The organism is Candidatus Amarobacter glycogenicus, assembly GCF_016704105.1.
GTDB classification, from domain to species: domain Bacteria; phylum Chloroflexota; class Dehalococcoidia; order Tepidiformales; family Tepidiformaceae; genus Amarobacter; species Amarobacter glycogenicus.
Map to the genome: position 1 here is coordinate 590,639 of NZ_JADJAT010000001.1, position 22,819 is coordinate 613,457.

Annotated in this window: 28 protein-coding genes; 22 read left to right on the plus strand and 6 right to left on the minus strand. The window is 65.5% G+C overall.

Translation table 11 applies throughout. From position 1 onward, the window contains the following. Window positions 1-9: 9 nt before the first annotated feature. Complete coding sequence (topA, locus tag IPG14_RS03025; RefSeq protein WP_343390845.1) at window positions 10-2,367, plus strand: type I DNA topoisomerase; 2,358 nt, start codon at window positions 10-12, stop codon at window positions 2,365-2,367. Between the two features lie 123 nt (window positions 2,368-2,490). On the opposite strand, the gene IPG14_RS03030 is transcribed toward topA, so the two are convergent. Both IPG14_RS03030 and IPG14_RS03035 read right to left on the minus strand, forming a co-directional pair. After that, a complete protein-coding gene (locus IPG14_RS03030) occupies window positions 2,491-2,721 on the minus strand; it encodes a type II toxin-antitoxin system HicB family antitoxin (protein ID WP_343388045.1) in 231 nt (76 codons plus the stop codon). Next, the gene (locus tag IPG14_RS03035) at window positions 2,718-2,948 is read right to left on the minus strand and encodes a hypothetical protein (RefSeq protein WP_343390846.1); all 231 of its coding nucleotides are present in this window, start codon (window positions 2,946-2,948) and stop codon (window positions 2,718-2,720) included. Before IPG14_RS03035 ends, IPG14_RS03030 begins: the two co-directional genes overlap by 4 nt. Window positions 2,949-3,001: 53 nt before the next feature. On the opposite strand from IPG14_RS03035, the gene pip reads away from it, so the two are divergent. From pip to IPG14_RS03110, 15 genes are all read left to right on the plus strand, one after another. Beyond that, window positions 3,002-3,958: a prolyl aminopeptidase gene (pip, locus tag IPG14_RS03040; RefSeq protein ID WP_343390847.1), complete on the plus strand. Its 957-nt coding sequence runs from the start codon at window positions 3,002-3,004 to the stop codon at window positions 3,956-3,958. Between the two features lie 284 nt (window positions 3,959-4,242). Next, window positions 4,243-5,229 carry a tyrosine recombinase gene (locus IPG14_RS03045; protein WP_343390848.1) on the plus strand — a complete coding sequence of 329 codons (987 nt, stop codon included), beginning with the start codon at window positions 4,243-4,245 and terminating at the stop codon, window positions 5,227-5,229. Between the two features lie 101 nt (window positions 5,230-5,330). Next, window positions 5,331-5,768: a type II 3-dehydroquinate dehydratase gene (aroQ, locus tag IPG14_RS03050; RefSeq protein WP_343385242.1), complete on the plus strand. Its 438-nt coding sequence runs from the start codon at window positions 5,331-5,333 to the stop codon at window positions 5,766-5,768. Between the two features lie 101 nt (window positions 5,769-5,869). Next, window positions 5,870-7,015: an aminopeptidase P family protein gene (locus tag IPG14_RS03055; RefSeq protein ID WP_343390849.1), complete on the plus strand. Its 1,146-nt coding sequence runs from the start codon at window positions 5,870-5,872 to the stop codon at window positions 7,013-7,015. After that, window positions 7,012-7,572 (plus strand): elongation factor P, encoded by a 561-nt coding sequence (efp, locus tag IPG14_RS03060; protein WP_343385042.1) that lies wholly within the window; start codon window positions 7,012-7,014, stop codon window positions 7,570-7,572. Before IPG14_RS03055 ends, efp begins: the two co-directional genes overlap by 4 nt. Window positions 7,573-7,708: 136 nt before the next feature. Next, the gene (locus tag IPG14_RS03065) at window positions 7,709-7,903 is read left to right on the plus strand and encodes a type II toxin-antitoxin system VapB family antitoxin (RefSeq protein ID WP_343388050.1); all 195 of its coding nucleotides are present in this window, start codon (window positions 7,709-7,711) and stop codon (window positions 7,901-7,903) included. Then, window positions 7,900-8,265: a PIN domain-containing protein gene (locus IPG14_RS03070; RefSeq protein WP_343390850.1), complete on the plus strand. Its 366-nt coding sequence runs from the start codon at window positions 7,900-7,902 to the stop codon at window positions 8,263-8,265. Before IPG14_RS03065 ends, IPG14_RS03070 begins: the two co-directional genes overlap by 4 nt. Window positions 8,266-8,341: 76 nt before the next feature. Continuing rightward, window positions 8,342-9,532: an exodeoxyribonuclease VII large subunit gene (gene xseA, locus IPG14_RS03075; protein WP_343388052.1), complete on the plus strand. Its 1,191-nt coding sequence runs from the start codon at window positions 8,342-8,344 to the stop codon at window positions 9,530-9,532. Between the two features lie 4 nt (window positions 9,533-9,536). Continuing rightward, window positions 9,537-9,779, plus strand: coding sequence for an exodeoxyribonuclease VII small subunit (xseB, locus tag IPG14_RS03080; RefSeq protein ID WP_343385044.1), 243 nt, complete (start codon window positions 9,537-9,539; stop codon window positions 9,777-9,779). A 7-nt stretch (window positions 9,780-9,786) separates the two neighbouring features. Continuing rightward, entirely contained in the window at window positions 9,787-10,578 is a 792-nt protein-coding gene (locus IPG14_RS03085) for a hypothetical protein (protein ID WP_343390851.1), read from the plus strand. An 8-nt stretch (window positions 10,579-10,586) separates the two neighbouring features. Then, complete coding sequence (locus IPG14_RS03090) at window positions 10,587-11,021, plus strand: hypothetical protein (protein WP_343385046.1); 435 nt, start codon at window positions 10,587-10,589, stop codon at window positions 11,019-11,021. Between the two features lie 90 nt (window positions 11,022-11,111). Then, the gene (locus IPG14_RS03095; RefSeq protein WP_343388055.1) at window positions 11,112-11,900 is read left to right on the plus strand and encodes an enoyl-CoA hydratase/isomerase family protein; all 789 of its coding nucleotides are present in this window, start codon (window positions 11,112-11,114) and stop codon (window positions 11,898-11,900) included. Between the two features lie 60 nt (window positions 11,901-11,960). Further along, complete coding sequence (locus IPG14_RS03100; RefSeq protein WP_343385048.1) at window positions 11,961-12,278, plus strand: 2Fe-2S iron-sulfur cluster-binding protein; 318 nt, start codon at window positions 11,961-11,963, stop codon at window positions 12,276-12,278. A gap of 17 nt (window positions 12,279-12,295) precedes the next feature. Further along, the gene (locus IPG14_RS03105) at window positions 12,296-12,535 is read left to right on the plus strand and encodes a 4Fe-4S binding protein (RefSeq protein ID WP_343385049.1); all 240 of its coding nucleotides are present in this window, start codon (window positions 12,296-12,298) and stop codon (window positions 12,533-12,535) included. Between the two features lie 35 nt (window positions 12,536-12,570). Further along, entirely contained in the window at window positions 12,571-13,479 is a 909-nt protein-coding gene (locus IPG14_RS03110) for a LysR family transcriptional regulator (protein WP_343385050.1), read from the plus strand. A gap of 3 nt (window positions 13,480-13,482) precedes the next feature. Here IPG14_RS03110 and IPG14_RS03115 read toward each other — a convergent pair whose 3' ends face one another. Further along, entirely contained in the window at window positions 13,483-14,217 is a 735-nt protein-coding gene (locus IPG14_RS03115; protein WP_343390852.1) for a TatD family hydrolase, read from the minus strand. A 36-nt stretch (window positions 14,218-14,253) separates the two neighbouring features. Here IPG14_RS03115 and IPG14_RS03120 point away from each other — a divergent pair, with 36 nt between their 5' ends. The 4 genes from IPG14_RS03120 (at window position 14,254) to gap (ending at window position 18,137) form a co-directional block, all read left to right on the plus strand. Continuing rightward, complete coding sequence (locus tag IPG14_RS03120; protein ID WP_343390853.1) at window positions 14,254-15,402, plus strand: amidohydrolase family protein; 1,149 nt, start codon at window positions 14,254-14,256, stop codon at window positions 15,400-15,402. A gap of 52 nt (window positions 15,403-15,454) precedes the next feature. Next, complete coding sequence (locus tag IPG14_RS03125) at window positions 15,455-16,045, plus strand: nucleotidyltransferase family protein (protein ID WP_343390854.1); 591 nt, start codon at window positions 15,455-15,457, stop codon at window positions 16,043-16,045. Between the two features lies 1 nt (window position 16,046). Beyond that, on the plus strand, window positions 16,047-16,724 hold the full coding sequence (locus tag IPG14_RS03130) for an HAD hydrolase-like protein (protein WP_343390855.1): 678 nt from the start codon (window positions 16,047-16,049) through the stop codon (window positions 16,722-16,724). A gap of 396 nt (window positions 16,725-17,120) precedes the next feature. Beyond that, entirely contained in the window at window positions 17,121-18,137 is a 1,017-nt protein-coding gene (gap, locus tag IPG14_RS03135) for a type I glyceraldehyde-3-phosphate dehydrogenase (protein ID WP_343385055.1), read from the plus strand. Here the strand turns inward: gap and IPG14_RS03140 are convergent. Then, complete coding sequence (locus IPG14_RS03140; RefSeq protein ID WP_343390856.1) at window positions 18,134-18,589, minus strand: HIT family protein; 456 nt, start codon at window positions 18,587-18,589, stop codon at window positions 18,134-18,136. The genes gap and IPG14_RS03140 overlap by 4 nt on opposite strands. A 234-nt stretch (window positions 18,590-18,823) precedes the next feature. Between IPG14_RS03140 and IPG14_RS03145 the strand changes: the two genes are divergently transcribed. Together IPG14_RS03145 and IPG14_RS03150 are read left to right on the plus strand one after the other, a co-directional pair. After that, window positions 18,824-19,132 carry a GNAT family N-acetyltransferase gene (locus IPG14_RS03145; protein ID WP_343390857.1) on the plus strand — a complete coding sequence of 103 codons (309 nt, stop codon included), beginning with the start codon at window positions 18,824-18,826 and terminating at the stop codon, window positions 19,130-19,132. A 66-nt stretch (window positions 19,133-19,198) separates the two neighbouring features. After that, window positions 19,199-20,497 (plus strand): CoA transferase, encoded by a 1,299-nt coding sequence (locus IPG14_RS03150; RefSeq protein ID WP_343390858.1) that lies wholly within the window; start codon window positions 19,199-19,201, stop codon window positions 20,495-20,497. Window positions 20,498-20,524: 27 nt separating this feature from the next. Here IPG14_RS03150 and IPG14_RS03155 read toward each other — a convergent pair whose 3' ends face one another. Further along, window positions 20,525-22,189 (minus strand): hypothetical protein, encoded by a 1,665-nt coding sequence (locus tag IPG14_RS03155; protein WP_343390859.1) that lies wholly within the window; start codon window positions 22,187-22,189, stop codon window positions 20,525-20,527. Next, window positions 22,186-22,743: a hypothetical protein gene (locus tag IPG14_RS03160; protein WP_343390860.1), complete on the minus strand. Its 558-nt coding sequence runs from the start codon at window positions 22,741-22,743 to the stop codon at window positions 22,186-22,188. Before IPG14_RS03160 ends, IPG14_RS03155 begins: the two co-directional genes overlap by 4 nt. Window positions 22,744-22,819: the final 76 nt, after the last annotated feature.

Sequence of the window (22,819 nt, forward strand, 5' to 3'; positions counted from 1 at the left end):
CTCGTCGTCGTGGAATCGCCCACGAAGGCTCGTACGGTGAAGAACATCCTGGGCGACGACTACGAGGTCATCGCTTCGGTTGGCCACGTCCGCGATCTGCCACCCTACGGCTATGGGGTGGAGAGCGTGGAGAAGCTCGACTTCACGCCCAAGTACGTCGTCGTGAAGGACAAGCGCCGCGGCGTCGATAAGTCGGATGTCGTCGCGGACATCGCCAAGGCGGCGAAGCATGCCACCCGCGTCTTCCTCTCGACGGACCCCGACCGCGAGGGCGAGGCCATCGCCTGGCACATCAAAGAAGCGGCCGAGATCCCGGACGACAAGGTGACGCGCGTGGTCTTCCACGAGATCACCAAGCCAGCGATCGAAGCCGCCTTCGCCGAGGCTACCGGTGGGCACGTCGATGGCGCTGCGGATCACGGCCGCAGGACGCCCGGCAAAATCGACATGGACCTCGTGGACGCCCAGCAGGCGCGCCGCGTCCTGGACCGGCTGATCGGTTTCCCGCTCACATGGTTCGTCCAAAAGAAAGTTAGCCGGGGCGCCAGCGCGGGCCGCGTCCAGAGCGTTGCCCTCGGTCTCATTGTGAAGCGAGAGAAGGAAATCCAGGGCTTCCGCGCGGTCGAGTACTGGTCGATCCACGCCGGCCTGGAGAAGGCCGGGCGTGGGTTCGAAGCCGAACTCGCGAACTTCCCGGCGATGACGAAGGGGGCCTCGATGCGGCCGCCGTTCCGGGCCGCCGGCCCGGCCATCCCCGACGAATCAGCGGCGAACAGCCTCGCTACGACGTTCAACCGTTCAGAGTTCAGCGTCGCTTCGGTGACGAAGGGCGAGAAGCGCCGCGGACCGGTGCCGCCCTTCACGACCAGCACCTTCCAGCAGGCTGCGGTGAACCGCCTCGGCATGAGCGCCGCGCGGGCGATGGGCATCGCCCAGGAGCTCTACGAGGGAGTCAACGGTCAATCCGGACTCATCACCTACATGCGCACCGACTCGGTGAGCATTTCCCCAATCGCGCGACGGCAGGCACGCGATTGGATCTCCGGCGCATGGGGAAGCCAGTTCATCCCGGACAAAGAACGCGTCTACGCGACCCGGAGCAAAGGCGCCCAGGAAGCGCACGAGGCCATCCGGCCGACCGACCCTTCGGCGATGCCGGAGAGCCTTCGGCGCGTCTTGAGTGCCGACCAGTTGCGGGTATACACGCTCATCTGGCAGCGGTTCACCGCGAGCCAGATGACCGATGCCCGGTATGCCACCATGGCTGTCGAAATCGAGGCCCGCGACAACGGGGCCCTGGCCGGCACCTTTCGCGCCAGCGCCAGTGCACTTGTCTTCGAGGGCCATCTGAAGGCCTATGGCGCCGACGTGAACGACCGGCAGGCCGAAGAAGACGAAGAAGGGGTGGTAACGGCACTCCCGGAGCTTGCACAGGGCGACATCCTGACGCGCAAGGCCGTCGACTCCCGTCGCCACCAGACCGAGCCGCCGCCTCGCTACACCGAGGCGTCGCTCGTGCGCGCACTCGAAGAAGAAGGCATCGGCCGGCCGAGCACCTACGCCAGCATCGTCCAGACAGTGATGAAGCGGGACTACGTGGAACGCCAGGGCCGTGCGCTCGTGCCCCAGGAACTGGGCTTCATCGTGCACGACCTTCTGGAACAACACATGAAGAAGTATGTCGATGTGCCCTTCACCGGTGAGATGGAGAAAGAACTCGATGAGGTCGCGGCCGGCGAGCGCGACTATGACACCGTGCTGCGTGAGTTCTGGCCGGGATTCAAGAAGGAACTCGATGAAGGCGAAGCCTCGGCCGAGAAGCAGCAGGAAACGACCGACATCCGCTGCAACGTCTGCGACCAGGCGAACCTCGTGATCAAGTGGGGTCGCAACGGTAAGTTCTTCGCCTGCCCGCGCTATCCGGAGTGCACCAACTCGCTTCCCATGGGCAAGGACGGGAATCCGATGCTCGTCGCCCCGCCGACGGAGACGGATTTCAAATGTCCAAAGGACGGCGGCGCGCTTGTGCAGAAGCACGGCCCTTACGGGGCGTACGTCGACTGCGTGAACCGTGAGAAGGGCACCTGCGATTTCCGCGGCGGCGTCCCGGTGGGCATCGCCTGCCCGGAGGAGCCAGACTCCGGCCAACTCGTGGAGAAGCAGACCAAGCGGGGGAAGTTCTGGGGCTGCTGGAACTACCCGAACTGCAGCTACACGACCAACAGCCTCGAGAAGCTCGCGCCGGCGCGACCGCTGCCGGAGCGCGAAGAGGCGAACCGGAAATTGCTCGAGCGGAGCGCGCGAGGGAAAGCGGCATTCGCGAAACGCAAAGCAGGCACCGCGATCCGCGCCCGGAAGGCGAGCTAAGGGAAGACAAATCCGATGCGACACGTGGGAACGGTGTTGCCGGACTCGCCAATCTGGCCATGAGCACCCAGTGGCGACCGCGAGTCCAGATGGACACCGGTCGCCTTGCCATCGCGATGGAACTCAGGCCGCCGAAGGGACCTCGACTGTCACTGTCTCCACCCGAAGCTCCGCGTCCCTCGGGATCTCTTGTCCGTCCGCAATCAAGGCGATGAGGTGACTCTCAATCGCCCCTCTCGCCTCAGCGAGCGTTTCCTCAACCGTCTCGCCTTGAGCGTAGCAGGCGCCGAGTGCGGGCACCTCCGCCCAGAAGCCACCCTCTTCGGCTTCGTGAACAACAATTGAGTACTTCACGGTCGGCGCCTCCCAAGAAGCCGAACGAATTCCGCCTCATCCAATCCAGCCTTCCGCAACATCGACTTCCCGATCTTGATGGGTTCTCGAACGCCGGAGAGGGTGGCTATCTGACCGTTGGGCATCTTGATGTTCACGTGGTCGCCCTTCCCCGGCTTGCGGATGCCGCCGGCGGCGAGCCAGGCCCTGATGGCTTCGGTTGGCCTAACGTCTCGCAGTTCGCCCATCGCTCGGCAGCGTACGCCGCACCCCGGCGCCAAGCGACTACCATGCACTCCTCATGTTTGGCCTCTACCCACACATCGAGCCCTACCAGGCCGACAGACTCCCTGCCGGCGACGGCCACGCGCTGTACTGGGAGGCATGCGGCAACCCGCACGGGAAGCCGGCAGTGGTGCTCCACGGGGGCCCCGGTTCCGGTTGTACGCCCGGGCACCGGCGCCTCTTCGACCCCGCGGCGTACCGCGTTGTGCTGTTCGACCAGCGGAACTGCGGCCGAAGTATGCCCCACGCGAGTGACCCTGGGACCAACCTTGAGACGAACACGACGAGTCGCCTGGTGGCGGATATCGAACGGATCCGGTCCCACCTCCGCATCGAACGATGGCTCGTCTACGGCAACTCGTGGGGTTCGACGTTGGCGCTGGCCTATGCCGAACGGCACCCCCGCCGTGTCACCGAGATGGTGCTGGCAGCGGTAACCACGACGCGTCCCTCGGAGATCGACTGGTTGTACCACGGCCTCCGGGAGTACTTTCCCGGGGAGTGGGAGCAGTTCCGGGGCGCCCTGCCGGAGGGCGAGCGCGACGGGGACCTCGTCGAGGCGTACGCCAGGCTATTGACCAGCCTGGACGCGAATATCCGGGAGCGGGGGGCGCAAGCCTGGTGCGAATGGGAGGACGCCATCGTGAAGCGCTCCACCTCGGATGCACCTAACCCCCGCTACGCGGACGAGCGCTTCCGGATGGCGTTCGCGCGGATTGTCACGCACTACTTCCGCCACAGAGCCTGGCTGGAGGAAGGCCAACTCATCCGCGACGCCGGCACGCTGGCAGGCATCCCCGGGGTGCTGATCCATGGACGGCACGACCTGACGAGCCCGTTGGGAACCGCCGAGGAATTGCATCACGCATGGCCAGGTTCGGAGCTCCTCGTGGTCGATTCAGGACACCTGTCCTCGGATGCAGCGATGGCCGAGGCAATCGTGGCGGCGACCGACCGGTTCGCCCGCCGTTAGACCCTCAACCATCTGACGGTGGCCTGGCGTCACGGGCGGCGTGGCGTTCGTCGGGGGCATGACCTTTTTCCTGGGTGGGGGGGCGGGGCCGCGGGCGGGGTACGCCCGGCCAACAGGCGGGCACGCGCCCGGGCGGTGTTTATCAGGCCGCTAGACTGAAAGACGATGCCCCAAACCGGGGGGGGGGGTGGAGGGGCGACTCCTCGGCGTTGTCAATGACTGGCCAAAGCGATTGTTCGTGCGCCAAGGTCGCCCCTAGACCCTTAACACACCACAATCCCGTTATGCCAAGCGGGTCGCCTGCCCACAAGACGGCGGAAGCCTTCCTCGATGCCTACCTGCGGGAGCTTTCGGCTGTGGGCAACCGTTCCGCCTATACGATCCGGAACTACCGGACAGACATCGGCAGCTTCCTGGCATGGTGCCGGGAGCGAAAGCTCGAGCCGCTGGAGACCAATCGCGGCACGTTCCGCGAGTACCTGGGCGAACTCAAGGACGGGGGGATGGTCCCCGCTTCGATCACGCGCCGAACGAGCACCGTCCACGGCTTCTACAAGTACCTTCTCCAGGAGGGTGCTACTGAACGCGACCTCCTTTATGGCGTCGCCCTCCCGAAGCGGCCCAAGCGCCTGCCGAAGGTGCTCGACCCGGCGGTGCTCGACGCGCTGCTTTCGGCGCCGGACCCGGAGAAGCCCGCCGGCCTCCGCGACCGGGCGATGCTCGAACTCCTGTATGGGGGCGGCCTCCGGATATCAGAGCTCGTGGGCCTGGATGTGAAACAGGTCGACCTGGGCGAAGGCTGCGCCATCATCCACGGCAAGGGCGCGAAGGAGCGTGTCGCACTGTTCGGTGAACCGGCAATGCAGGCTCTCGAACGCTACCTCGAAGCCGGACGCCCCCACTTACTGTCCGATCAGACTCCTGCTTCTCCCGGGCGGACCGGGGCCGGGGGAGCGCTGTTTCTCAACCGCTTCGGCGGCCGCCTCACCGCGCGTTCGGTGCAAACGCTCATCAAGCGGCATGCGGTGGCGGCCGGGATCGCGGCTGACGTGCATCCCCACCTCTTGCGGCACTCGTTCGCGACCCACTTGCTCGACGGCGGCGCCGACTTGCGCATCGTCCAGGACCTCCTCGGCCACAGCTCGGCGAACACGACGCAGATCTATACCCACGTTTCGCAGGCGCGGCAGGCGAAGGTCAGCGCGGAAGCCTGGGAAAAAGTGGCGGAGCAGGCGTTGGAAGGACCGCGGCGCAAGCGCAGAGCCGGATGAGTCCGGGCGCGTTCGCGCAGGGGTCTTCCCCATCCAATCGACAAGCACCGGTCGCCAACTGACAATTCAAGGGCGCCTGCGCAGCACATCGTGGATCGTGAATCGTGAACCTGCTCCTGGTCCATGGCCCAAACCTGAACCTCCTCGGCGAGCGGAAGCCGGAGATCTACGGCCGGACGACGCTCCTCGACATCGAAGCCGACGTGGCGGCCGCCGCCGGATCGCGAGGAGCCGCGGTCCTGTGCTTCCAGAGCAATCACGAAGGTTCGCTTATCGATTTCCTCCACGAGAACCGCAAGCTCGCCCAGGGCGTCGTCATCAACGCCGGCGCATACACCCACACGTCGGTCGCGCTGCGGGACGCCATCGAAGCGATCCAGATCCCGGTAGTCGAGGTCCACATCTCGAATACTCACGCGCGAGAAGGCTTCCGGCATCGGTCGCTCATCTCGCCGGTCTGCCTCGGTCAGGTGACCGGCCTCGGACGCGATGGGTACACTCTCGCGACGAACCTCCTGCTGGACCACCTGGGGGCGTAGCACGGTTCCGGACAGGAAGAGCCAGGACGCACGAGACTTCGGCTGACGACCTTCTCGCGTGGCGGCCTGGCAGGCCGGGTTTAAGACCCAAGGAGAACGGGTTGGCGAAAAAGAGAAGCCCAAACGCTCGGCTCGATCGGATCCGGGAGGCACTGGATGAGGCGAAGCTCGATGCCCTGATGATCTCCTCCCCGGGAGAAGAGAACCTGGGGATGGCATCGCGGTACTACACCAGTGGCTTCACGGGATCGGCGGGCGTTGTCCTCGTCACGCGGGAACGGGCGATCATCGCTGCCGACTTTCGCTACACCGAGCAGGCGGAGCGCGAGTGCGTCCCGCGCGGCTTCGAGGTCTTCCCGGCACTCGGCGGGCGCAAGGAATGGTTCGCGAAGTTTGCCGGTGAAGCGGGGATCGCGGGGAAGCGCGTCGGATTGGCAACGCATGACACGACGTACGCCGGCCGGCTCTCCCTGACGGCGCTCTCACGCGCCCTTCCCGCGGCCGATCGGCCGAAGTGGCTGCCGGCGCCGGACATTATCGGGCGACTCCGGAAGGTGAAGGACCCGGGGGAACTCGTCCTCCTCCAGCGGGCAATCGACATCTCAGATGCCGCCTTCGAACGGCTCGAACGCGACCTCACACCGGAGACCACCGAAGTGCGGGCCGCTGAGATGTTTGCGGCGAACGTAAAGGCCGAAGGTGGGGACGACATCTCTTTCGAGACGATCGTGGCCGGCGGACCGAACGGCGCCATGCCCCATGCGCACCCGACCGCGGCGGCGGTCGGCGCGGACCGGCCGATCGTCATCGATATGGGCGCGAAGTCCGGCGGCTATTGCAGTGACCTCACGCGCACCATTGTCCTCGGCAAGCGAGACGCGAAGTTTCGCGAGATCTACGAGGTCGTGTTCGAGGCTCAGAGGGCCGCGATCGAGGGCGTTGAGGTGGGAATGAAGACCACCGCCGCCCACATGCTGGCGCAGGACGTCATCGACAGGGCGGGCTACGGCGATCGCTTCGGACACGGGCTGGGACACGGTGTCGGCCTCGCCGTCCACGAAGACCCCTACCTGGGCAAGAGCGGCGCGGATACCTTGGAAGAAGGAATGGTGTTTACCATTGAACCGGGCATCTATCTCCCCGGTTGGGGCGGCGTGCGCATCGAGGACGTGGTCGCCCTCGAGAATGGCCGGGCCCGGGTGCTCAGCAAAGCCAACAAACTCTCCCCTACAGGAGTCTCAATTTGATTTCCACCGCCGAACTGAAGAAGGGCGCCACCATTGAGATGGATGGCAAGCTCTGGTCGATCATGGACTACAGCCACATCAAGACCGGCCGCGGCTCGGCCCAGGTCAAGATCAAGCTGCGAGATGTCCGCAGCGGCTCGATCATCGAGCACACCGTCCAGTCTGGGACCAAGTTCAATCGTGCCCGCGTCGAACGGCGCGAGATGCAATACCTGTACGCCGACGACCAGTTCCACTACTTCATGAACACCGAGAACTACGAGCAGATCCCGGTCGGAGCGGAAAAGGTCGGCGACGCCAACAAGTACCTGAAAGAGAACGACACCTGCGAAGTCGTCCTCTATGGCGATGAAGTGATCGGCATCGAGCTCCCTATTTCGGTTGAGCTGACGATCACGCGGACGGACCCGGGGTTCAAGGGCGACACCGCCACCGGCGGTACAAAGCCGGCGACGCTGGAAACCGGCCTCGTCGTGCAGGTGCCCCTCTTCCTGGAGGAAGGCGCCCGGATCAAGGTGAACACCGATTCCGGGAGCTACATCGAGCGGGTTCAATAGGGGCGGGAGCCGCCAGTCTCGGGGGGCGTGCGGGAGACCAAGATCGGTGAATGCGCGGAGCGGCTGGGGGCTCGCGGGGGCGAGCATTTGAAATCGTGCATCGAAAACCGCATCATTTGATGCGGGAAGGTGAACCGTGCGGACGACAGTCACTTTGGACGAAGAACTGCTCAGGGTAGCCCAGCAACTGACGGGCATGACTGAGCGGAGTTCCCTCTTGCGCCTCGCGCTGGTCGCGCTCGTGGAACGGGAGAGTGCCCGGCGGCTGGCCCGGCTGGGCGGAACGGAGCCGCAACTGGAAGACATCCCGCGGCGCCGCGCCCCGGAGTGATCCTCGTCGATTCGTCGGTCTGGATCGAGTACTTGCGGGCCGGCCACAAACAGCTCGCATCGATGCTTGAGGACGGCATCGTCACGGTTCATCCGTTCGTCATCGGCGAACTTGCATGCGGCAACCTGAAGAACCGCGCAGAGGTGTTGGCGCTTCTCGGGGACCTCCCGTCGGTTCCGGTGGCGACTGGCCGGGAAGCGCTCCAATTCATCGAAGCCCGGGCGTTGATGGGGAGGGGCGTCGGCTACATCGATGTCCATCTTCTTGCTTCGACCGCTCTTGCGGGCGACACGCGCCTCTGGACGCTCGACCGGCGGCTCGCTGCCGTCGCCGGGGAACTCAGGCTCGCGTTCGATCAGTAGTGTGTCCCGTCCCTGCGCTCTTCGCGCCTCTGCGTTTAACCTGTGCATTCCAGCACCGGACACCGAGCAATCGCGTATGAACCCTCCTTCCGCCCTCTCCGTTTCCGCCGTCGTCTCGTTCCTTCGAGAGGTCCTCGAAGCCAACGAGTTCTTCAGCGACCTCTGGATCCAGGGAGAGGTCTCGAACTACTCGCGCTCGCAGGTGGGGCACCGCTACTTTTCGCTGAAGGACGCGAACGCTGCGCTGCGCACGGTCCTCTTCCGCGACAACATGTCCGGTTTCCAGTTGAAGGACGGCGAGAGAGTGATCGCCCATGGGCGCATCACCATCTATCCGCAGCGGGGGGAACTGCAGTTCGTCGCAGACTTCGTGCGGCCGGAGGGTGTGGGCATTCTCGCGGCGAAGTTCGAAGAACTGCGGCTACGCCTGGAAGCCGAAGGACTGTTTGACCCCGCGCGCAAACGGCCCCTCCCGCGCTTTCCGCGCACCATCGGCCTCGTCACCTCTCCGACCGGCGCTGCGCTGCAGGACATCCGCAATGTGCTCGCCCGGCGGTGGCCCCTCGCCACGATCCTGCTGTCGCCGGCGCTGGTGCAGGGCGAACAGGCCGCCGGGCAGGTGACCGCGGCCTTGAAACGACTGGCGAAGGAACCAGCCCTCGACCTGGCAATCGTCGCGCGTGGCGGCGGCAGCGCCGAAGACCTCTCGGCTTTCAACGACGAGCGCGTAGCGCGGGCGATCTACGGGTTCCCGGTCCCGGTCGTCCTGGGCGTTGGCCACGAGACCGACGTCACGATCGCGGACCTGGTGGCCGATCTGCGCGCGCCGACGCCCAGCGCGGCCGCCGAACGTGCGGTACCAGATGCAGCCCAGATGGAGCAGGCGCTGCGGTCAATCGACCGCCAGATGGCTTCTGTTGCTCGCGGAGCGCTCGCGGAGCAGGCGGGCCGGGTGGAATCCCAGCTCCGGCGCATCCAATACGCGGCGCCGGACCCAGTGGGCCTGGCAATCAACGTGCGCTCGCTGGTTCGGGACATGCAGGCCGGCCTCGAGCGGCGCTGTGCCGCAGACCGTGCGCGCTTCGAGAACGTGGCCGCCCGGATCGATTCGCTGAACCCGATGGCCACGCTCGCCCGGGGCTTCGCCATCGTCCAGAAGGAACTGTCAGGGAAGAAGCCGGTGGTCAACAGCGCGCGCAAGGTGAAGCCCGGCGACCGGCTTTCCGTATCGGTGGCGGATGGCGCATTCTGGGCTGAGGTGAGTTGACCCCATGCCCGAACCAACATTCGAAGCCCTCTACGCAGCCCTCGAAGAGAAGGCCCGCAAGCTCGAACAGGGGAACCTGCCCCTCGAGGCATCGCTCAAGCTGTACGAAGAGGGTGCAAAGCTGGTGGACCAACTGCGGGTCATCCTCGAGAAAGCGGAACTGCAGGTAAGAACCCTCCAGGGACGCATGGACGAAGACGAATTCCAGTTGAGGGAAGTCGAGGCAGGTTACGAGGCGGACGAGTGAACGCTCGATGAAGATTGCATGGCTCACCACCGGCCGCGGACCCGGGTCGTATGGGGCGCTCGAGTACTCCCTGAAGGCCATCGACGCTGGCCTGCCTGTGGAGATTGCGGTGGTGTACGTCAACCGCGACCGGGGCGAATCCGAGGCGACGGACCGGCTCATCGCCATGGCGGAGCGTCACGGCATCGCGGTGGAGGCACACTCCTCGGTCCGGTTCCGTAAGGCTGCGGGAGGAAGACTCGGAAAGGCAGGCGAGCCACTGCAGCCCTGGCGCTTCGACTACGACCGGCAGGTGGCGAGTGCTCTGGCGAAGTACGACTTCGCCCTGGGCGTGATGTTCGGCTACATGCTCATCGCGACGGAACCACTCTTCAGCCGCTACACGTTCATTAACGACCATCCTGCGCTCCCCGATGGCCCGATTGGCACGTACCAGGAGGTCATCGCCGGGCTGATGCGGACGCAGTCACTCGATTCGGGTTGCATGATGAACCTCGTGACCGGCGACGTAGACCGCGGGCCTGCAGTCAGCTTCTGCCGCTTCGCGATCCGGGACTCGGCCAACGAAACTGCCTGGGACTCCCTCTCCGGCAGCGGCATCGATGCGGCCAGCCTGGACGAGATCATGGGCATGCCGCTCTACTCAGACATCCGGGCCAGGGGGGTCGCGCGCGAGCGCCCGTTCCTGGTCGAAACACTCCGGGCGGTAGCCGAAGGTAAACTCGCGATCCCTCCATCTGAACCCCTGGACCTCACAGAAGCGGTGGAGCGCGCCGTCCACTCGACACGCCCCCTATAATCGCGCGCATGGCCCAAACACTGCCGAACTGCCCGGATTGCCAGGCGGACTACCAGCCCGACGACAACTACTGCCGCCAGTGCGGAATGTTCCTCGCCGCCATTCGCGATACCGCCATCGTGGCGGCGCCGGCGGCCGCGCTTCCTGTGCGGCCGGAGCGCCAGCGCGCGGCCCTGCCGGCCCCTGTGAAAAAGGCCGCCACGGCGATGGCCGTCGGGACGGCCCTGCAGATCGGCGTAAGCCTCACCGGCAAGTACCTGGCTCGCCAGGCCGGTAAGAAGGCCCTGAACGCGGTCACCGGGAAGCCGAGGGCTTCTGGAAGGCGCAACGCTGCTTCGCGCGAAGTGACCGTGCCGGCGCAGGCAGCCGCGGTCGACCCCTTCCCGCATGCGGGTGCGGTGAGTGAGACGGTCGTCGTCCGGCGGGTTTGGATCCGGCGGTAGACCTGGCTCACGCCGCTTCTGCCGAACGGCCTGCTTTGCATTCCAACCGGCCATCCTCCACTATCCCGGTGCCGAAAACGGAGGTGCGGAGTGGCATACGAACAGGTCCTCACAACCACCAGGGGACGGGTGGGCATCATCACGCTTAACCGGCCCGAGAAACTGAACGCGTGGACTGGCCAGATGGGCGCCGAGATCCAGGACCAGGTCTCGCGCTGGAACGCCGACCCTGCGATTGGAGCGATCCTGGTCACGGCCGAGGGGCGGGCTTTCTGCGCCGGCGCCGACATGGGCGGATTCGCCAACCGTGTGCGCGAGAACGCCGAAGGAAGCGGCCAACAGCTTCAACGCGGAGGCGTCAGCTTCACGCACGTCATCCGCGAATCCAAGCCGACGGTCGCAGCGATCAACGGGTACGCAGTCGGCGTGGGCCTGACGATGATCCTCCCGTTCGATGTCCGGATCGCTTCTACACGAGCCCAGATGAGCATCCGGTTCATCAAAATGGGGCTCATGCCCGAGCTCGGTTCGACCCGGCTCCTCGCCCAGCTCGTGGGGCTGGGAAACGCCACCGACATGTGCCTCACGGGACGCATGGTGGGTGCGGAGGAGGCACTCCGAATGGGACTCGTCACCCAGGTTACGGAACCCGAGGAGCTCTTCGACACGGCGCTGACGAAAGCGACCGAAATCGCTGACAACCCGACGGGCGCCGTCATGATGATCAAGGAACTGCTGCGCAAAAACCCGCTCGACCCAGACCTCGAAGCCGTGATGGAGCGAGAGAACCTGCGCGACCAGATCGCGCGGCGGCTGCCGGATCATTCGGAGGCCGTCGCGGCATTCATGGAGAAGCGGCCTCCTACGTTCAATCGATAGCGCCGCGGGATCCCCTTCTGCAGGATCGACAGTCCCTGGCCGGGACTCCACAATCGGTCCATGCCACGCGTGCGCGTCGAGCCCCTCGATGCCGAATTCGAAGCTCCGTTGAACGAGACCGTGATGGAAGCGGCGAACGCGGCCGGCTACTGGTGGCCGGTGGGATGCAACCGCAACGGTGAGTGCACGAACTGCGCGATGGAGGTGGTCTCGGGCGTGGGCCGGCTGAGCCAGATGGGCCGGTTCGAGCGTTCGAACCTGGTCCGCCAGCGCGGTCAGGCTTCAGTGCAGGACCCGCGTCTCCGGCTGGCCTGCCAGGCTCGTGTCGAAGGCGATATCGTCGTGTATAAAGTTGGCGTGCGTCGCGATACGCTGTAGCGAGAGGGAGCCACGCCTTGCCGTACGTCATCACCGAGCCCTGCATCGGCGTGAAAGACGCCTCGTGCGTCGATGTCTGCCCCGTCGACTGCATCCACACGACGGAGGATTCGGGGCAGTACTTTATCAACCCAGACACGTGCATCGACTGTGCTGCGTGCGAACTGGCCTGCCCCGTCACCGCGATCTTCGATGAGAACGCGCTGGAGGGGGACCGGCGCCGCTACATCGCGATCAACGCGGACTTCTTCCGCTAGACCACACCACCGGGTGAACCCCGGGAGGAGCCCATTTGGAACTCGCCCAGCTCGAAGCCTTCATCCAGGTAGCGCACCACCGCTCGTTCAGCCGAGCGGCAGAAGCCCTGTTTCTCACTCAGCCTTCGGTCACCGCCCGCATCCAGTCGCTGGAGCGAGAGATCGGCGAACGCCTCTTCGAAAGGACCGGGCGCAGCGTCACGCTCACTGACGCCGGGCACGCTTTCATGCCCCATGCCCAGCGGGCGCTAACTGCCGTCCAGGAAGGCACCGACGCCATCGAGGCAGTCCGCCACGGCGATATCGGCAGCATCCGCATCGGGGCAAGCTCCTCGATCGCGACCTACGTCCTTCCAACCGTCCTGAAGCACTTCCGCGAGACGCGGCCTCGCGTCCACGTACATATGACGACGGGGCAGACGGAAGACCAGATGGAGAAGCTCCTCGCCGGAGAGATCCACGTCGCCGTTACGCGGCTCACGCAGCACCCCGAAGTCGATTCGCTCCACCTGTATAACGACGACCTCGCGCTTGTGGTGGCGCCCGACCACCCGTTCGCGAAGCGGGGAAGAGCCACGATCGCCGAAGTCGGCAAGGAACCATTCCTCTTCTTCGAGCGCAGCTCGAGCTATCACAGCCTGATCTACAGCATGTTCCTGCGGGCCGGGGTCGTGCCCGAGTCGGTGATGGAACTCGACCTGATGGAGGCAACGAAGTACCTGGTCGAGGCGGGCCTGGGCGTCAGCATCCTTCCAGAGATCTCGATCAAGCGGGAACTCGCGGCGGGGACGCTGGTGCAGGTGGAGATCAAGGAGATGGAGCAGCCGACACAGCGGGAGGTGGGCGTCCACGTCCTCCGGGGGCGCATCCTGGCGCCGCCAATCAGGGACTTCCTGCGCTTGCTCGCCGAAGAGTACGGCGTCGCCAACCCGTTCGCGAAGTAGCGCTCACCCCGGAAGACCGAATGCGATGCGAGTGTTGTTGGCCAGTCGCTCTCGAGTTTCCGGCACGCTCCAGCCCCTGACCCCGGCGAGGGCTTCCGCGACCTTCACGACATCCGCCGGTTGGGTGATTCTCCCCGGCGCCGGGTAGCTGTCAGTCTCGATCAGAAGCAACTCGGGGGGGTAGCGGGCCGTGATTTCCTGGAGCTGAGACGTCCGCCGCAGTGGATTCCCGAAGGAGGCGAAGTGGCCACGTTCCGCGTGCCACGCCGCCTGGACGCTGTCGCCAGTGAAGTAGTGGCGCACCACACGCAGGCCTTCGAGTGCGTCCCCCCGCGTGGCCAGTTGGTCCCATGCACCGTCTCCGTCGATGTGGAGGACGAGGGCGAGGCCAAGGTTCCTGGCAATCGACGCCTGGGCGAGAAACGTCTCCGCCTGGAGCTCCCAGCCGGGCCCAGAACCATCGAAACCGCACTCGCCAATCGCCACAACGCCGGGGTTCGCCGCGAGGTCGGTCAACTCACGAACGGCCCCGCGGGCTTGCCGGGGATGCACGCCGACGGCGCCTCCAGCCACCAGAGGCGAACCGGCAGCGAGCTCAACAACGGCGGCCGAGGATTCGAGATCGGTCGCCACTGCGACTACCAGCACGCCCGCAGCCCGCGCCCTCTCCAGCAGACGCTCACGGGCCGTGGCCGGAAAGCGATCCAGGTGGACGTGGGTGTCGTACCAGGGATCCACGCGCGTATCGTGGCACGGCCCCGTAGAATCCGCGCCATGGCAACCCTAACGCTTCGCGGCGGGCACGTCTGGGACGGCCGCGCAGGAACCTCCTCGCCATCGAGTGTGGTGGTGGATGGCCGCTTTCTGGCGGGCGCCGATGGCGGCGGCAAGACCCTGGACATCTCGGGCTGCACGGTGGTCCCCGGCCTCATCGAAGGTCACGCACACCTCTGTTTCGACACGACCCCTGCATGGCGCACGACCTACGAGAACGATACCCCGGCGAAGATGCTCCTCCGGATGGCCTCGTACGGGCGGCGGATGCTGCGGGCCGGCATCACCACTGTCCGCGACCTGGGCTCGCCGACTCACCTGGGAATCGAATTGCGCGAAGGAATCGCCGAGGGCCTGACCGAGGGGCCAAGACTGCTTGTCGCCGGAGCCCCGATAACGACGACCGGCGGGCACTGCTGGTTCATGGGCGGCGAGTGTGACGGTGAGCTCGGAATCCGGAGGCAGGTACGCGAGCACGTCAAAGCCGGGACGGACTGGATAAAGGTCATGGCCACTGGCGGGAACATGACACCCCGGACGAACACCTTCGCGGCGCAGTTCACCGTGGACGAGTTGCGCGCGTGCGTCGAGGAGGCACACCGCCTTCGCCGTCGGGTCGCCGCGCATGCGCACGGCATCGAAGGAATTCGCGTGGCAACCGAAGCGGGCGTCGATAGCATCGAACACTGCTCATTCACCGCCCCGGGCGGCTACGAGTTCGATCAACCCCTTGTCGACCGGATAGCAGCGAAGGGAATCCTGGTTTCGCCGACCGTTTCAGTCGGATTCCGGAATTGGCCGGACGACGGGCGCCGCCAGCAGCGCGGCCAGGTCCTGAAAGCACTGCTGGACTCCGGCTGCCGGGTGCTCATGAGCACGGATTGCGGCATCCCCGGGGTACCCCACGAATCGCTCGCAGGGGGCATGCAGGTCCTGCAGGAGCTCACCGGCTACGCTCCGCTGGAGATCCTGAAACTCGCCACCAGCCGGTCCGCGGAGCTACTCGGGCTTGAGGACCGGGGCGTCATCGAAGCCGGCAGGCTGGCCGACCTGCTCGTCGTGGAGGGGGATCCCACCCACGACCTCTCCGCCCTCGAACGCGTTCGGTTCGTCATCCTCGATGGCGAAGTCGTATATGCGGCCCGATGAGTGCCGCCGTCTCGATAGCTGGTAGCTCGCGCCTGCCCTAGACTCGACCTTCGTGATTTCCGGGATAATCCTCGCCGCCGGCATGTCGACACGCATGGGAAGACCCAAGGCACTCCTCGATTGGGGAGGCCAACCGCTGGTCTGTTACCAGGTGCATCAACTCCAGGAAGCCGGTTGCGACGAAGTCATCGTGGTCCTCGGGCACAAGGCCGACAACATCTCGCGGGAGATGAGGACGATGAAGTGCCGCACGATGCTCAATCCCCGCTACCAGCATGGCCGCGCAGGCTCCCTGCGAATCGGCGCGAAGGCCGTGAACCGCGACACCGACGCCATCCTCATCACCGATGTCGACACCCCGCGTCCCGCGGCATTCCTCAAGGCCTTAATCGATGCCCACCGGCCCGAGATCGCCGTAACGCGGCCGATCCACAGGGGAAGCAGGGGCCACCCCATCGTCGTTGCGGGCCGCCTACGCGAGGAACTCATGGCCGTCACAGATGAGGCTGAAGGGCTCCACGCCGTCCTTCGGGCCCATGCCACCGAGGTCGGTGAAGTGGACGCCGGAGAGCTGTTGGACCTCGACTTCAACACGCCCGAGGAATACCAGGCGGCGCTCCGGCGGTACGGCCTGGGCGGCTAGCGTGGGCCTCGCGGGCGGCCACCGGCCCCACCCACGTGCCATCATCTTCGACCTCGATCGGTGTCTCATCGACTCCCGGACTGCCTGGCGGTTCTGCATCGAGGAGGCGGTTGCCTCGACGGCCGGCCGCAGAGTCGACGCATCCAGCCTCGTCGATGAATACCACACCCGGCCCTGGCGGGATGCCCTGGGAATACTCGCGAGTTCGTCCGAGGAAGCGCGGAACCTTGCCGTTCTCTGCGACGCCATGTTCGAACGCAGCGCGATGAAGAAGTTGCTGGTCCACGAGGGAATCGGGATGGCCCTCCACGCCCTCCGTGGCGAGCGCATCGAAATCGGAGCGATCTCCCGGCTCCCGCACGGTGTCGCGGTGAAGCAGATTCAAAGCACGGGACTCGATCGGTTCGTCGCCGTCCTTTCCGCAACGCTGCCGGGCGAACCGTGGGTCCCCGCGGAACGGTTCGATGTATGTCTCGCCTTCCTCGCGACGGGCGCTCCGGATTCCGCCTTCATCAGCGGGGATTTACGGGACATCGATGCAGTCGCCGGCCGCGGGGCCCGGCCGTTCGCAGCCGGTTGGGCCCACCACGCAAGCGAGAACCCAGGCGTCCCGGCCATCGCGTCGCCGCCGGAGATGCGTCACACCATCATGCGTTACTGGGCCACCCGCGGGCTGTGACGGAAGTCCGCCGCCCAGCTACGCCAACTGGCGTGGGCGCTACCGGGCGGGCGCCGGCTCGACCAACTGGTGGCAGCCGGGACAGTAGGTCTTCTCGCGCGCACTCGTGAAGTGGAGTTCGCAGTTGGGGCATACGACAGTTCGCCGGTTCATTCGTTCGTGCTCCTCGGTGTGGTCCGTGAGACCAGAATCACCCCTGGAGATACGGGCGAGGTAGCATGAATTCCGGATTGCTTTCGGCAGATCCATAGGTTCACGCTATGGATATATCGGTTGGGTTACAAACAGGTTGCCAGCGCGTCCCCGCCCACTCCGGCCAATGGAGTCCGGGACAACGTGTAGCCTGTTAATTCCGGCGCGTTAGGCTAATTGGCGCACTTCCCCAGGAGTTTTCACGTGGCGACTAAGGTTGGCATCAACGGTTTTGGGCGCATCGGGCGCCAGGTCCTCAAGGCGATCACCGAACGTTACCCGGGCAAGCTCGAAGTCGTGGCCATCAACGACCTCGTCGCAACCGACGTGAACGCGAACCTCCTGAAGTACGACAGCAACTACGGCCGTTGGAACAAAGAGATCCGTGCCGAGAGCGACGGCCTCGTGGTCGACGGCCGCGTGATCAAGGTGTTTGCCGAACGCGACCCCGGTGCGATCCCGTGGGGAAGCGTGGGAGTCGACATCGTCATCGAAAGCACGGGCCTTTTCACCGACGCCACGAAAGCCGTCGCCCACAAGCGCGACAGTGTGAAGAAAGTCGTGATCAGCGCCCCGGCCAAGAACGAGGACTTCACCATCGTCCTTGGCGTGAACGGCGAAAAGTACAACCCGGCGACGCACAACGTCATCTCGAATGCGAGCTGCACCACGAACGGACTGGCCCCGGTGGTGAAGGTCATCGTCGACAACCTCGGGATGCAAAAAGGCCAGATGACGACCATCCACAGCTACACCAATAGCCAGCAGATCCTGGACAAGGCGGCCGGGACCGACCTGCGGGAGATGCGTGCCGGCGCCCTCAATATCGTCCCGACCTCCACGGGCGCGGCCCGGGCCTTGAGACTCGTCATCCCTGAAGTCGACGGCATTCTTGACGGCCTCGCCTACCGCGTGCCCACGCCAACCGTCTCTATCGTCGAAATCGTCGCCCTCACGAAGAAGGACACGACACGGGATGAGCTCAACACGCTCCTGCGGGAAACGTCAGCCGGGCAGATGAAGGGCATCCTTGGCTTCACGATGGACCCGGTCGTTTCGATGGATATGAAGGGCGACGAGCGCTCGAGCATCGTGGACGGCCAGTCGACCAACGTCGTCGGCGGCAACCTGGTCAAGGTGGCTGCCTGGTACGACAACGAGTGGGGCTATGCCTGCCGCATCAGCGACCTCTGCTCGTTCCTGGTCGACAAGGGCCTCTAAGGTTCGGCTTCGAAGACGGAGTTGAGGCCGTCGCAGAGCCGTCGAGCCATCTCAAGTTGATCCGCTTCGGGCGCCCTGGGAAGGGCGCGAAACGTGACCGAAGGTTCCTGGATGTAGCGCCGCGACGTGATGTCCGTCTTTTCGAACAGCGGCACCACGTGGGCATGGGCGTGCGCCACGTCGCCGCCGGTGAATGCGAACGCGACGCGTTCCACGCCATGGACCTGCTTCAGCACCTTCGCCACCGCCTGGCCTATCGCTGAGATCTCGGCGAGCAGAGCCGGCGGCAAGTCATCGAAGTACGGGTAATGCGCCCGCGGGATGATCTGTGTGTGGCCGGGCCGAATAGGGCCGCGGTCGAGGAATGCGAGAACCCGGGGACCGTCGTACACCGCATGGCATGCCGATACGCCGTTGGCTATCTGACAGAAGGCACACGCGCCCAGATTCATGGCCCAACGGTGTAGCACGGGCAACTCCGTTTGCCAACCACCCGCGCCCACTTCCTCTGGCCTGTGAGAGTGGCTCCGGCTCGAATTGCACTGGTCATCCGGACAATTGCCGAGCGCCCGAGGTCGTGGTGCCGCACCGAAGTCCGGCCAGTTGGCCGCGAAATCCGGCTCGGCCGGACGGGTGCCCGCGAACTGAACTTGGTACCCTCCATCCATCGCCATCGAGGGTGTCGCTTGCCAGATCCCGCTCCCGGCCCTGCCATCGTCGACAACGCGGCCGCATCCCGCTTCGAAGTCCGTGTCGAAGGTGAGGTGGCGGTCCTCGAGTATGTCCGCGACGGTCAGCGCGCCGTCTACCACACAACTCGCGTCCCGAAGGCCCTCGAAGGACGCGGGATCGCGGGCCAACTCGCGAAACACGCGCTTGATGACGCCAGGGCGCGCGGGCTGCGGGTGGTGGCGGAGTGCAGCTTCGTGGCCGGGTACGTGTCCCGGCATCCGGAGTACGCGGACCTGGTGACTGAGGGTGACGCTCCGACATAGGCAGTCCGGCCCACGCCGAAGGTGCTCTTTTGCGCCAGCGCCCTCGCCCCGTAGACTCCCCCTCCAATGACCACCCCTTTCCCCCCGGGCGCCCTGGCCGGCGTCAAAATCGTCGAGATCGCCCAGGCGCTCGCAGTCCCGTTCGCCGGCATCCTGCTCGCCGACATGGGCGCCGACGTCATCAAGGTCGAACCCCCGGCGGGTGATGGCATCCGCCACACGATGGAGCCGATCCTCCCGGGCGAGAGCAAGGGGTTCACTCTCATCAACCGCGGGAAGCGGTCTATCTGCCTCGACATCACCCGGGCCGACGCCCGGCCGGTACTGGAACGCCTGGCCAAGTGGGCGGACGTGGTCATGGTCTCGATGAAGCCCGCAGATCTGCCCCGCTACGGGCTCACATACGAGGACTTCCGCGAGATGAACCCGGGACTGGTCTTCCTCGAGCACGTCCCCCTCGGGAAGAAGGGCCCCCTCGGCGGCGAGCCGGGCTATGACGTGGTGGTGCAGGGCATTTCGGGCACCAGCGTGCTCACCGCACGGGAACGCGACGGCGTACCGATCAACATCCGCCCGGCGTTCAACGATATGGGCACCGGGGCATTTTCGGCCCTCGGTATCGTCGCCGCATTGCGCCACCGCGACCTGACCGGCGAAGGCCAGCGCGTGGAGACGTCGCTGCTCGGCACAGCGATGGCGCTAGGGAACCAGCTCCTGAGCTGGTTCGGCGTGACCGATCCGCCGGTGGAGGCGAGCTACCGGACTGCCATCGCAGAGGCACGTGCCAGTGGAGCCGACTTCGAGACGCAGCGAAGCATCTGGGAGCGCCACTACACACGAGGCGGGTTCGCGAATATCTACTTCCGGCACTACCGGACAGCCGACGGGTTTATCTCGGTCGGCTGCCTGAGCCCGCAGCTCAACGCGCGCTTCCGGGCAGCGACGGGTGTTAACGACCCGCGCCAGGAGCCGGGTTTCGAGCTTGGGACGCCGCAATCGATGGACCAACTCGGCGAACTTGTCCGGGAGGTCGAAGCGCTCTTCGCCAGCCGTACGACCGGAGAGTGGCTCGAGACCCTTCGCGCGGGAAAGGTGCCTTGCGGACCGCTCAATTTCCCACCCGACGTCTTCAACGACCCGCAACTGATAGAGAACGAGTACATCGTCGAGGTCGAGCACCCGCTGTTTGGACCCTACAAGACGTTCGGGCCTGCACTGAAGATGGACGCCACACCGACGCGGATCACCGCGCCGCCGCCTCAGTTGGACCAGCACACGGACGAGGTGCTTGCGATGCTGGGGTTCAGCGGAAAAGCGGTGGCCTCCCTTCGGGAAGCGGGAGTGGCCGGACGATCGCTGGAATGACAGGTAGCGGCACCCGGCATGTCGCTGCTACTGTGGCACACATGTGAACGGAGCCGGGAAGGCATTAGTGGACTTACCGTTCGCGTCGATGAGCACGACGTTGTACCCGAAGAAGAGCGTCTGAGTCACGCCGAAACACCAGATCGCATTCGCGAAGACCAGGGGATTCGACGCCGTTGCAAACGTTGCCGTGGGGTTGGAGCACGATGCGCCAGCGGGGCAGCTGGAGACCTGGTAGTGCATCGTCACCGGGAACTTCGGTTGGCCCGACCATGTGACCACAAGCGAACCCTTGGCACCTCCGGACGTAACGGATGCTGGGTAGGCGACGTTGGCGATGAGGAACGGCGGCGGTGTGGGGACAGGCGTGGGAACGGCTGTCGCCGCCACCGTAGCCGGTGGGATCGCGGTTGGCGGCGTGGTTGGTATCGGTGTGGGCTTCGGTGTCGGGGGCAGAGCTGGCGCCACCTTTGGAGCGGTTGGAACTGCGTCTGGAACCGTCGCCGCCGTGGCCACCGGTGCAATCGGCGGAATGCCGCCGCCGCCCGGGGCGGGGGCAGGTTTCTCCACATCCCCGCTCGCTGGCGCCGCGTCGGCCGGCTGAAGTCCTTCGCTTTCTGCCACGGCGGCCGCGATCAGTTCGTCCAGGTCCACCTGGTCGGCCCGGGCAGTCGAATCGCCCGACTTGCGCTGGTCGGCCCACTTGCTCGCAGCGTCGCGGGCGAGCCGGTCGATCTCATCCGGGTCCAACCCGAGGCCTTCCGCCTCGGAGAGCGCGGCGATGTGTTCCTGGGCCCGGCGGAAGATGCTCGAGACCGCCTCCCGGCCAGCGACCGGCCCTTCGAGCCGTTGGACCTCGGCGTCGATGGCACGCCACCGCGGGTTGTCCACAAAGCGCGAGCGGTCGATCCCGGGGCTGCCGGGGAAGAGGTCGCGCAGGATATCGTTGGCCTGGCCAAGTGCCTTGGAAAGCTCCTTGTCGAGGTCTTTCAGCTTCTGGAGCTTGTCGTTCGGCGGGGGCCCTTCGCCGTCGGCGATTCCCGTCGTCTCCGCCAGCGCCTGCTTCACCCGCGCACGGATGTCGATGCCCTTGGCTCCGCCAAGCGCCTGCGCGGCTTTGTCCACTTCTTTGAGCTGTTTCTGGAGGTCCTTGAACGGTTGCCGGGGATCCTGGGGCTGACCGGCGACGGCCGCATCGACGGCGGCCTGGAGGGGTTTCTTGCCCTGGATGAGCCCGGCCAGGAACTCGACCGCCTTCGGGTCGGCGCCCGTCGCGACCTTCACGGCATCGGTGAACGTGGCCCGCAGGTTCGCGTCGATTCGCCGGCGGGTTTGGAACGAGACAGTTTGCCGTTCGGCCTTCGCGCGCTCTTCGATCGCGATCTTTTGCAGGTCCAGCTGCGCCTTCTGGCGCGCCGCTTCGTCGGCTGTCATTCGCTTCGTCGTCACGCTGTAGTCGACCGCCTTCTTCCGCAAGTCGACGGCGGCGAGCTCTTCGTCGCGGCGCTCGTTCACGTCTCGGCGGTCGTGACGCTCAGCACGCTTTGCCGCAATCGTTTGGACCACAAGCCGCCCCACCAGCGCTTCGGCAAACCCGATCGCCTGCGTTTCGCGGTACACCACTCCCGCACCGCTCGCGAGGACGAAACTCAACGCCATCGCGGCGAGACCGAGGCGCCAACGGCGGTTCACGAGGTGTAGTCCTCTTCCGCGCCGGGTTCGAGCGGCACCGCTTCGACGTAGTAGAGCTTGCCGTCCTCATCGAACACCAGGATCAACTGGTTCCCGACGTAGTACCTGCCGGGCAAGTCATACTCTTCCTCGAACTCGAAGGACTCGAAGGCGGCCGGGTCCCCCAGCGTCGCCGCCAGCGACTCCCAGGTGGCATCAAGTTCGAACGCCGAGGGGTCCCAGTGCCGGGGAAGCACCATGATGCCGGAAGGGTCGTCCAAAGGGAGATTCGTTTCCAGCACGCCATCGAGGAACGAATACACCGAGTAATACTCGAAGTAGTACCAGTCCTCGCGCCGGCGAACGATGCCGTCGGCGTCTTCCTCTCGAAAAATCGTGAAGGCGTCCGGAGCTCCGAGAAGCGACCGCATCTGTTCCATGTCGGTCTTGCCTTCGAGGTCGGGCAGGGAATCAAGGATCCCCTGGATGTCCGCCACCACCGCGGCGTCAACCGCTTCGTCATCTCCCCGCAGGAGGAACAGGCCGCCGAGGATGACCGCGACAAGCAGGGCCAAACCGGCGGCGCCGCCAAGGACCAGCCAGTGACGGTCGGAGCGCGCCCCCTGTTCCAGATGCCGGGGGGCGCCACAT

Coding starts and splice junctions, on each gene's coding strand:
- IPG14_RS03035 (WP_343390846.1), bottom strand. CDS start 2,948: ATGGGCGAACTGCGAGACGTTAGGCCAACCGAAGCCATCAGGGCCTGG.
- pip (WP_343390847.1), top strand. CDS start 3,002: ATGTTTGGCCTCTACCCACACATCGAGCCCTACCAGGCCGACAGACTC.
- IPG14_RS03045 (WP_343390848.1), top strand. CDS start 4,243: ATGCCAAGCGGGTCGCCTGCCCACAAGACGGCGGAAGCCTTCCTCGAT.
- xseA (WP_343388052.1), top strand. CDS start 8,342: ATGAACCCTCCTTCCGCCCTCTCCGTTTCCGCCGTCGTCTCGTTCCTT.
- xseB (WP_343385044.1), top strand. CDS start 9,537: ATGCCCGAACCAACATTCGAAGCCCTCTACGCAGCCCTCGAAGAGAAG.
- IPG14_RS03085 (WP_343390851.1), top strand. CDS start 9,787: ATGAAGATTGCATGGCTCACCACCGGCCGCGGACCCGGGTCGTATGGG.
- IPG14_RS03090 (WP_343385046.1), top strand. CDS start 10,587: ATGGCCCAAACACTGCCGAACTGCCCGGATTGCCAGGCGGACTACCAG.
- IPG14_RS03100 (WP_343385048.1), top strand. CDS start 11,961: ATGCCACGCGTGCGCGTCGAGCCCCTCGATGCCGAATTCGAAGCTCCG.
- IPG14_RS03120 (WP_343390853.1), top strand. CDS start 14,254: ATGGCAACCCTAACGCTTCGCGGCGGGCACGTCTGGGACGGCCGCGCA.
- IPG14_RS03140 (WP_343390856.1), bottom strand. CDS start 18,589: ATGAATCTGGGCGCGTGTGCCTTCTGTCAGATAGCCAACGGCGTATCG.
- IPG14_RS03150 (WP_343390858.1), top strand. CDS start 19,199: ATGACCACCCCTTTCCCCCCGGGCGCCCTGGCCGGCGTCAAAATCGTC.